The 4212-nt window shown below is 29.9% G+C and carries 5 protein-coding genes and 1 tRNA gene; 4 read left to right on the forward strand and 2 right to left on the reverse strand.

Translation table 11 applies throughout. The annotated features are described in order from the left end of the window. The first annotated feature begins 429 nt into the window (after positions 1 to 429). On the forward strand, positions 430 to 843 hold the full coding sequence (locus A2255_00205) for a secondary thiamine-phosphate synthase enzyme (protein ID OGI17988.1): 414 nt from the start codon (positions 430 to 432) through the stop codon (positions 841 to 843). Between the two features lie 182 nt (positions 844 to 1025). Continuing rightward, positions 1026 to 1349 carry a hypothetical protein gene (locus tag A2255_00210; protein ID OGI17989.1) on the forward strand — a complete coding sequence of 108 codons (324 nt, stop codon included), beginning with the start codon at positions 1026 to 1028 and terminating at the stop codon, positions 1347 to 1349. A gap of 188 nt (positions 1350 to 1537) precedes the next feature. On the opposite strand, the gene A2255_00215 is transcribed toward A2255_00210, so the two are convergent. Further along, positions 1538 to 2191 (reverse strand): hypothetical protein, encoded by a 654-nt coding sequence (locus tag A2255_00215; protein ID OGI17990.1) that lies wholly within the window; start codon positions 2189 to 2191, stop codon positions 1538 to 1540. 169 nt (positions 2192 to 2360) lie between these two features. On the opposite strand from A2255_00215, the gene A2255_00220 reads away from it, so the two are divergent. Further along, positions 2361 to 2447 (forward strand) — tRNA-Ser (locus A2255_00220). 246 nt (positions 2448 to 2693) lie between these two features. On the opposite strand, the gene A2255_00225 is transcribed toward A2255_00220, so the two are convergent. Further along, positions 2694 to 3284, reverse strand: coding sequence for a hypothetical protein (locus A2255_00225; protein ID OGI17991.1), 591 nt, complete (start codon positions 3282 to 3284; stop codon positions 2694 to 2696). 159 nt (positions 3285 to 3443) lie between these two features. Here A2255_00225 and A2255_00230 point away from each other — a divergent pair, with 159 nt between their 5' ends. After that, a complete protein-coding gene (locus A2255_00230; GenBank protein ID OGI17992.1) occupies positions 3444 to 3695 on the forward strand; it encodes a hypothetical protein in 252 nt (83 codons plus the stop codon). Positions 3696 to 4212: the final 517 nt, after the last annotated feature.

The following is a 4212-nucleotide window of genomic DNA, read 5'->3' on the forward strand; positions in this document are numbered from 1 at the left end:
TTGCTTACTATTTTTTCTCATACAAAACCCTATTTGCTTTCTTTTTTGTCTTATGCCACATAACTATAGAAAATAACCTAATTATTAAGCAATATAACACATTTAAACAGGCAATAAAAAAGTAAAGCAATCAATGCTTTACTTTAAACTTTAATAGCAAGGTTTTAATTGTTTGTCGATAAGTTCAAATAAGCTTTTTTCATATCATCAATAAGTTGATTTTTCTTATCCATAAATTGATCTAAATCTGCAAAAAGCTTCTTAATTTCATTAGAAACAATTTTTGTATTATAATTTTTTTCCTGCATAATCTTCTTACTCCCTGTAGACGGCTTCTTTTATATACTTCGGATATTCTCTGAAAAACTTTAGCAAAAACCTTATAAAATTAAGAATTATGAATAATTGTTTTTAAAAAGGAGAAAAACATTGAAATTTCATACAAAATACTTATGGTTTAACACTCAGCATCATCGTGAATACGTTAATATTACCGATGAAGTCGAAGTGGCACTTCAGGAAAGTGGAATTCAAGAAGGCATGATTTTGGTGTCTGCTATGCATATTACAGCTGGAGTTTATGTAAATGATGCTGAAAGTGGAATAATAAGAGATATTGATGAATGGGCAGAAAAATTAGCCCCTTATGACCCTGATTATCACCATCATATGACAGGGGAAACTAATGGTGATAGTCATCTAAAAAGTTTATTAATTGGTCATGAAGTAATTGTGCCTGTAACAAATGGCAAATTAGATCTTGGTACCTGGCAGCAAATCTATTATGCTGAGTTTGACGGACAAAGAAGAAAAAAACTAATAATTAAAGTAATGGGAGAGTAAAATATTAACCATTTTTTGACATTAAATATTACAAAGTATTAACCTCTATAACCATTTGAGCACTTGCTTTTCAATAATTATTTTGTAAATAATTTATTGAAACTAGCATAAAGCTATATTTTCAGGTTTTATATAATTGAATTAGAAAAATAATCGAATTCTATAAATTATAGGAGGTTTGTATGGAAATAAGACCAGTAAGCACACTGCCTGTGAGTCCATCTTTCAAAGCTACGGCTAAAAATAAGGCTGGAGAAGATAACTTAGGACCATTGACAGCGGAGCATATGTCAGCTCCAGATATATATGCAGAAAAAAAAGGTGGCAGCCTTAAGAAAATTGTTATACTAGCTGCTTTGGTAGCTGGTGCTGTTCTTTTAGCTAAAAAAATGGGTTTTAGTGGAATAACAGATGCTGCAAAATCAATCTTTGATAAAGCTAAAAATCTTATACATCCAGTAGCTGATAAAGCTAAAGACGCTGCACAAAATACAATAAATAAATAAAAATATTCTTGTATTGAGAATAATAAATAAAGCAACAAGATATCTTGTTGCTTTATTTACTTAGAAGCTGTTTTGCCAAAGTTGAATCGCCTTGTGAATTGTATTTAAACAACTTTAAGTCCAAAAGTCGAGCCTATAATTATCATACCCTGATTTTTAGCCAGACAGGCTCTGAATTTTTTATAAAACTATAAAGCTGTCGCTATAGGTGTATTTTTATAGTCGCCTATAAACTTGTATCCAATATTTTCCTGACTTGTAGATAATTTCCAGGCGGTATACGCACCAAGAATAGCATCAAGACCGGAAAGCGCTATCATGTTTGATGGAATACCCGAAATTTTTAGGTTATTTTTAATACTCATCTGTAAATGCTTACAATCTGCTGGAGATCTTGGCTTATAAGGGGAACTTAATTTAAGGATATTTTTTGTAAAATAACAGTAATATCTATAAGTATCTATGCTTAAAGAACTAAGTGTATTACAAAATTCAACTCCCCTATCACTAAAACGTTCTGCCCAATTAAATTTGGGATTATCCGGCATAATAAGCTTAAAAGGATTAATGTGTCTTGATTCTATACGCCATTTACCGTTCACCATATTAGTATTTTTAGGTAAGTCCATACAAATGATGATATTATCGGCTGGTCCAAGATTTTTGATGTAAAGTTCTAAATCTTCAATATTGAATATTTTATCAATTCTAAGCAGATTTAAGCTTCTGTCGACAACAGCTATTCCTGTTTCCGCTGTAGCATTAGAACCAAGCGAAATACCAACGAAATACTGTTTATTAATTGAGTTTAGCAAGATTTTATTGTTATTCTTTTCTATCATATATTTAAATCACTTAACAATCATATAAATATTATAAAGCTCCCCAAAGATATTATACTTGAGAAACACGGAAAATTTAAAAATTATTAATTTATACAATCAAGTTTCTTGAAAAATTAAAACTATTACTAGAAAATAAAAAAGTTATGTAGTAATATATTGTTGCACTGGAGGAGTGCCTGAGCGGTTTAAAGGAACGGTCTTGAAAACCGTCGTAGGGGCAACTCTACCGTGAGTTCGAATCTCACCTCCTCCGTTTTATCTGGGTAAGGTGAATATAGAGGTGTTACAAACATCTCTTTTTCTTTTTGTTCTGTTTCGGAAAGCCTTGCTATTAAGGGATTTTAGTAGAGTAGAATTTCGTTAAAACAAGTGGCTGAAATCCAGTAAAAATTTTAGAATTACATAAAAATTACACATAATTACATAAGACCGTAGATATAGGGATGAAGGATTGCTTGGGGTTTTAGTCCGACAAAAATCTATGTATAGCTAGGTGATTTTAGTAATAACGTTTTTTTCGAATATTCTCGTATGCTATTTGAGCTACATCATTATTGGAATTTGATGCAGGTTCAACAGAATTAGCATTTATAATTAGTCTGTATTGGTCTCTAAAGGAATATCTTTTATGTTTATTTCCTGTTGATTCTATATTTGGTTCTTTATCACCATTAATGTCTACTAAAATTACACAGTTGGCTTTTTCAGGATCCACTGTATCATTAGAACCACATATCCCATCTGCTTTTGTAATTATGTACTTCATTCCATCTGTTATATAAAAATATGGATTAATTGTATCTGTATTCGACTTAATAACATTTAAATTTTCTATAAATAAATTTGCTAAAGCAGCTTTATTAGCTTTGCAATTATGGCAATTAGCTGGATTAATTTTATTTTGTTTAATGCTGGAATTGATAGCTTGATTTAATTTTAAAATACTAATTACAAAATGTTCTTGAGAATCACGCTCAATATAGTTAATTGTCCCCTGAATAACATTATAGCTAAACCAAATAAGTATTATTGTTATTACAATCATCCCTACTATAAGTATCTTTTTGAATACGTTAAAAATAAGTCTCATATTTTATCTTTACCCTAACTATTTCCCCTTATTATATCAAACCTGTTTTAAATACTAATATCAGGTTATAACTTTTTGTAAAGGCAATAAATTTGGGGTTCTTAACAAACTTGTTAAAGAAATTTAATTAAATTAAAATTGATTAAGCTGGTAGCTTTTATGGAAATCCTATTCATTCTGAATCAGAGTGCTGTAAAGAAAGAAATTGATAATCTAATAAACAAAAGAAGCAACCTACTTACCCTGATCATAGTTATTGGAGGCGGAAACATTGGTTTATTTTTTAATTTAACTAGTGTTTTGAGGCTGAGTTTATTTTTTACAGGTATTATCTTGTTTGTATTCTTTTTAAAAGGCTTATTAAATGTGGAAGAAAAAATTAATTTATTAATAAAGGAGTTGAAAGAATGAATCAATATCAAGTCATTGGATTGATCGGCATTGCAATAATGGCAGTCTGTTTATTAATTTTAGCCTGGAAATTTGCAAAAATCCCAAAAGATAAATCAATTTAAAATAATTAATCAGACAGGAGGGGTTCGAATCCCTCCTCCGTTTTATCTGGGTAAGGTGAATATAGAGGTGTTACAAACATCTCTTTTTCTTTTTGTTCTGGTATTATCCTGAAAAGTCTTCTTAAAGGACGCAATAAAAAATACTTACGCATTTTTTATTGCTCGTTTATTTGCTGATTACAGGAAGCAGGCTACAAAAATATTTATTGGATTTTTCATCAAAATCCATAAGTATTTTTTTCGCTGTCCTTAACTTATATCTAAGTAGCAAATTGGGGCAAAATAATTTTGCCCCAACAATTTTATTAAAATTAATAAAGCCTTATATTGGCGGGTAAATCCAGAAATCAACATACATAAATACACTTATTAAGCAGTTTTACCCTGCTTATCGATTTAATCCGTGCTTAAAT

The sequence above is a fragment of the Candidatus Melainabacteria bacterium RIFOXYA2_FULL_32_9 genome (assembly GCA_001784615.1).
Taxonomy (GTDB): domain Bacteria; phylum Cyanobacteriota; class Vampirovibrionia; order Gastranaerophilales; family UBA9579; genus UBA9579.